General features: G+C 72.6%; 4 protein-coding genes. 2 read left to right on the forward strand and 2 right to left on the reverse strand.

The window, feature by feature from the left end; all coding sequences use genetic code 11:
• Positions 1–652 (forward strand): TetR/AcrR family transcriptional regulator (locus K6I33_RS31435; protein WP_308297350.1); only part of this gene is annotated, 652 nt, incomplete at its 5' end.
• Positions 653–874: 222 nt separating this feature from the next.
• The gene (locus K6I33_RS31440) at positions 875–3,034 is read left to right on the forward strand and encodes a hypothetical protein (protein WP_229357951.1); all 2,160 of its coding nucleotides are present in this window, start codon (positions 875–877) and stop codon (positions 3,032–3,034) included.
• A gap of 5 nt (positions 3,035–3,039) precedes the next feature.
• On the opposite strand, the gene K6I33_RS31445 is transcribed toward K6I33_RS31440, so the two are convergent.
• Both K6I33_RS31445 and K6I33_RS31450 read right to left on the reverse strand, forming a co-directional pair.
• The gene (locus K6I33_RS31445) at positions 3,040–4,026 is read right to left on the reverse strand and encodes a GNAT family N-acetyltransferase (RefSeq protein WP_229357952.1); all 987 of its coding nucleotides are present in this window, start codon (positions 4,024–4,026) and stop codon (positions 3,040–3,042) included.
• 74 nt (positions 4,027–4,100) lie between these two features.
• Positions 4,101–5,295 (reverse strand): YncE family protein (locus tag K6I33_RS31450; protein WP_229357953.1); only part of this gene is annotated, 1,195 nt, incomplete at its 5' end.

Here is a 5,295-nt window from a genome sequence, read left to right on the forward strand (position 1 = left end):
CGCTGGCGGTCCCTGGTGCCGGACGCCCGCGCCGGCGCCGGCGCGGGCGTCCGGCACCAGGGACCGCCAGCGGCTCCGGATCGCCGAGGCACTGTGGCGCATCGCGGCCGAGCACGGCCTCCACGCCGCGAGCATGCGCCGTGTCGCGGACGGGGCCGGCGTCTCGCTCCGCGTGGTCCAGTACCACTTCCGGAACAAGCACGCCCTCCTCGTCGACGCCCTGCGCCTGCTGCACGAGGAGAACGAACGACTGGCCAGAGCACGTGTCCCCGCCGGCACGACGGACCCGCGCGCACTGCTGCGGGCCGTGCTGCTCGAATTCCTGCCGCTGGACGGGCAACGCGCCCACGCCCTGAAGGTGTTCGCGGCGTACTACGCCCGCAGCCTGACCGATCCCGCCCTCGCCGCGGTCTTCCTCACCGCCGACCAGCCGCTGGAGCGGCTCGTCGCGGACATCGTCGAGATGGGCCGGGCGGCCGGGATGACGGCGCCGGGCCTCGACCCGCAGCACGAAGCGGACCTGCTCGTCTCCGGCATCACCGGCCTGGGCCTCGACGTCGTGCACGAGCGCCGCTCGCTGACGGACGTACGAGCGGTGCTCGACTACCACATCACGCGCGTCTTCCCGTCAGGAGCCGTCACGCGCTCGTGAGCGTCCGTCGCAGTGTCACCCCGTCGCCCCGTCGCCTCGCCTGCGCGTCGCACGCGCCCGCGTGTGGTGCTTCCGCACTGCCCCGTGTGCGCCCCCGGAGTGCTCCCGTGCTCCCTTCTCACTCATACGAGCGGGGGCGCACCGGCGCGTGGCCCATGGTTGACTTTCAGCCAACTGCCCGCCAGATGCTGCTGGATACGACCGGCCGGGGAGGGGCTTGCGATGACAGCGGAGACAGGTGACGCCGGGCGTACCGAGAACACGATGTCGGGTGGCCGGGTGCGCGGTTCGGTGATCCAGGCGAGGAACATCGGGAGGATCTCCTTCACCGGCCAGCCGAAGGACGACTCCCGGGAGCGGCTGGAAGCGGCCAAGACCCGGCTCGCGGACGAGGTCCGGCGGCAGTGGGAGGGGGAGGTCGCCGCGCAGGGACTGCGGCGCCCGGAGCCCATCCGTCTGCAGTGGGCGAACACGCGCCGTGCGGTGGCCGTGCGCACGGCCGTCACGCCCACGACGCCCGCCGGGCAGGCGGGCTCCGGCCCCCTGGAGGCACTGGGGCTCTGCGGCGATCTGGAGGGGCTGGTACGGGCGTTCCGTGCGCTCCCCCAGGGGCACTTGGTGATGCTGGGAGAGCGCGGGTCCGGCAAGACGGTCTGGGTGATGCTCCTGACGCTGGGGCTGCTCGGCTCGTACGAGCCGGGTGACCCGGTTCCGGTGCTGCTCACCGCGTCCTCGTGGGATTCGGGGAACACCTGGGTACCGGGGGTGGAGCATCTGCGGACCTGGCTGGCCCGACGGCTGGTCGAGGAGTACCCGTTCCTGACCGACAAGGATGCCTACGGTGCGGATGTCGCGCAGAGGCTGGTCACCGGTGGGCATGTCTTCCTGCTTCTGGACGGCCTGGACGAGATGTCCGAGTCCCTTCACGCGCCCGCCCTCGGCGAACTGGACGACAGCGGGCAGGATCTGCTGGTCGTCACCTGCCGTGTCGCCGAGTACGAGCGGGCGGTCGAGCGGTCGGGGCGGGTGCTGAGCCGGGCGGTGGTGAAGGAGATGCGGCCGATCGGCGTCCGTCAGGCCGAGAGCTTCCTGACCGCCGACAGGCCGTGGGAGGACACCCGCTGGCAGTCCCTGCTCGCGGACCTGCGCGACCGCCCGGACTTCCCGGACCTTCCGCTGTCCCGGGCCCTGACCAGTCCCCTCATGGTGGCGCTCGCCCGGGTGATCTACGCGCCGCCGACGAAGGACCCGCGTGAGCTGCTGCGCTTCCCCGACCGGGAGAGCGTCGAGCGGCACCTGCTGACGGCCTTCCTCCCGGCCGTCTACCGTCCGCGCCCGGCGCCGCCCGGGGCCTCGGGCAGGGTCCCGGCGGGCTACGGCCTCCAGGAGGCGCGCGGCTGGCTGGGGTTCATCGCCCGTCACATGGCGCGGAACGGCACTCACGACCTGGCGTGGTGGCAGGTGGTGTGCGCCGTTCCCGGGTGGATCGCGGGGCTGGTCTTCGGGGTCGTCTCCGGGGTGATGTTCGGCTTCATCGGAGCGGCGGCGGGCGGGCCGGTGATCGGGCTGGTCTTCGGCGTCTCCTTCGGGGCGGCCGGTTTCCTCGTCCAGGCCGTGCCGTCCCGGCGGCCGTCGCCGGCCCGGGTGGAGATCCGGCTCCGTGGCACGGTCAGGGTGTTCGTCCTGAGATTCGCGCTCGGGTGCGTGACGGGCATGGCGCTGGGTTTCGGCTTCGAGCTGCCGTGCTGGGCACAGCTCGTGCTCGGCGCGCCGTTCGGGCTGGCCGTCGCCCTCCACGCGTGGCTGCGGGCCCCGTCGGACGCGACGAAGGTGGCGAGCCCCGGGCTGGCCCTCGAGCAGGACCGGGTGTCCACGATCGTTCTGGGGGTCTCCTTCGCGCTGCCCTTCGGGCTCACGTTCGGGACGGTGTTCGCCTTCACGGATCCCCTGGTCTCCGCCTGGCCGGCGCTGGGGCCGGTCGGGGGGCTGACGTTCAACACGGTCTTCGGCCTCGCGGGCGCGCTCGCCGGGTGGACCGTGGGCCATCTGTCGTACGGGCGGGTGGGCCGCTTCGCCTACAGCGCGGTGGGGGCGGTCGTGAGCGGCATCGTCTTCCCTCCCGCCGACGACCCGGGGTTCGCCTTCGGCACGGGGATCGCCTTCGGGGTGGCGTGCGGTCTGGTGGTCATGCTCGGCCGTCCGTGGGGTGCGTTCGTGTTCGCCCACGCCCTGCTGGCCCTGGCGGGGCGCCTGCCGTGGCGGTTGATGCGCTTCCTTCAGGACGCGCACCGGCGGGGCGTGCTGCGCCAGGCGGGCGCCGTGTTCCAGTTCCGGCACGCACGGGTGCGGGACCGTCTCACCTCCCACCGCGACGACCTGTAGGCGGCTCAGTCCAGCGGCCGGGCGTAGGTGATGAACTCCCGTTCCGTCGCGAAGCCCATCCGCTGGTAGAGCCCCAGCGCTCCGGTGGGGTTGGCGGCGTCGACGACCAGCTCCGCCCTGTCGTAACCCTGGTGTCCGGCCTCGGCCAGCGTGTGCGCCAGCAGGGCGCGTGCCGCGCCCCGGCCGCGGTGGGCCGGCCGGGTGCCCAGGTGGCCGATCGTGCAGACGCGCAGCCCGGTGGCCGCTCCGTCGGCGACGTACTCGTCGGCGAGGAGGTACGCGGCCACGCGGTCGTCGGTGTCGAGCAGGAGGGCGGAGAGCCCGGCGCGGAAGGAGCGGTCCCCCGTGAACCATGTCTCCCAGTCGGTGCGGTCCGTCTCGGTGAAACTCCAGTGGTCGCGGAAGGCGTCGTTGTGCGCGTGACGGGTCGCCTCGTCAAGAGCCTGCCGGTAGGGCACGAGTCTCAGCCCGTCCGGTGCGTCCGGGGTGGGCAGGTCGCGGGTGCCCAGGTCGTGTCCCATGCTGAACCAGTAGCGGCAGGGTGTGAACCCGGTGCGCTCGGCCAGGGCGGCGAGCCCGGCGTTCGTGGCCACCCCGTCGATCAGCAGTTCTCCCGGCACACTGTCGGCCCGGTGGCGCTCGGCCCAGATGTCCCGTGCCCGGGAGCGCATCCAGCCGGTGAGGTGTTCTCCCATCCCCCGGCGGCGCCGGGCGGGGTGGACGGCGGCGGAGGTGCCGAAGCGGGCGATGTCCCGTACGTTCTCCGGCTCGTACACCATCGCGTACGCCACCAGCCGGCCTTCCTGCCAGACACCCGTGGTGTTGCGGGCCAGGTCCAGCTTGGGGTCGGTGAGCTCGTGGAGGATGTCCGTCTCGTCCTCGTGCGTGCCGGTCGCATCGACGCGCTCGACCTCTCGTCGCAGTTGTGCGAGGTCGCGGGCGTCGGCCGCGCCGAGCGGCTTGAGCGTGACGTTCATAAGGGAAACGGTCATAAGGGAAACCGTATATAGGGATAAAGTGCGCGTCGAAGGATTTTCACCGACCGCATGTCTCGCGTGCCTTCCGCTCAGGCGACGGTCAGTCCGCTGGGTGAGGTCGCCAGGCCCAGTGGTGTGCTGCCGGTGACTTCGAGGGTCTTCGCGTCGATCGCGTCCACGGTGCTGGAGGCGTTGGTGGACACCCAGATGGTGTCGGCGGTCGCCGTGATGCCGGTCGGTACGTGTTTGACGCGCACCGTGGCGAGCACGCGATGGGTGAGGGAGTCGATGACGGTCACGCTGTCGTCGCCCGCTCCGGTGACGTAGAGGCGCGCCCCGTCGGGGCTGAGGGCGACCTGCCAGGGGGTCCTGCCGACGCGGATGCGCTCGCCGGCCCGGTGGTTTCCGGTGTCGACGACCGTCAGGGTGTTCTGGAGGGTGTTGACGACGTAGACGCGTCCGCCGTCGGGATGGACCGCGACGCCGTTGGTCTCCGTCAGGCCCGTCAGTGTCCACCGGGTGTCGCCGTCCCGGGTGTCCAGGGCGTGGAGTCCGTCGGAGCAGGTGACGTAGAGGGTCGTGCCGTCCGGGGCAGTGGCGAGGCAGCGGGGTGCGGGGCCGGTGCGCCAGGTGGTGGTGACGGTGTCGGAGCCGGTGTCGATCACGGAGACGGTGCGTGATCCGCCGGGGCCGGTGGCCGGGCCGGTGTCGGCGACGTAGAGGTGCGCGCCGTCGGGTGAGGGCGCCAGCCCGTGGGGGTAGGGGCCGACGGTGACGGTGGAGACGATCTCTCCTCGCGCGGTGTCCAGGACGGAGACGTTGTTCGCGCCGGAGTTGCTGATGTAGAGCTTGGCGCCGTCGGGGGTCCGGGCCGTGCCGAAGGGGTTGGTCCCGGCGTCGAGGGCGGCGACCAGGGTGTGGTTCGCCGGGTCGACGACCGAGATGGTGTTGCTGACGATGCCCGCCGCGTAGACGTGCGTGCCCACGCGAGGGGCGCGCCTGGTCGCGGAGTGCTGGATGCCGGGGAAGAGGGTGCCCGCGGTGCCGTGCGGGAAGTCGTCCTTGTGCGTGGTGCCGGTCTCGGCGATGCGGCTGCGGGCGTAGGGGCGGGTGGCGCCCGGTGCCCTCGGCTCGCCGCGCGGCACCGGCACGACCGCCTTGGGGCTCGCGCTCGCCTCGCGGTCCTCCTGGTGGGGCGGGTGCTGGTCCCCCTCCGGGAAGGTGGCCGGCGGGAGGGTGGCCACGTCGTGCTCGGCGTGCCACCAGCGGTCCCTGGTCGGGGGC

It is taken from the genome of Streptomyces sp. UNOB3_S3, assembly GCF_020740895.1.
Lineage (GTDB): Bacteria > Actinomycetota > Actinomycetes > Streptomycetales > Streptomycetaceae > Streptomyces.

What these genes read in the sequence shown, in the direction of transcription:
- K6I33_RS31440 (WP_229357951.1), top strand. Translation starts at nt 875, where the DNA reads ATGACAGCGGAGACAGGTGACGCCGGGCGTACCGAGAACACGATGTCG.
- K6I33_RS31445 (WP_229357952.1), bottom strand. Translation starts at nt 4,026, where the DNA reads ATGACCGTTTCCCTTATGAACGTCACGCTCAAGCCGCTCGGCGCGGCC.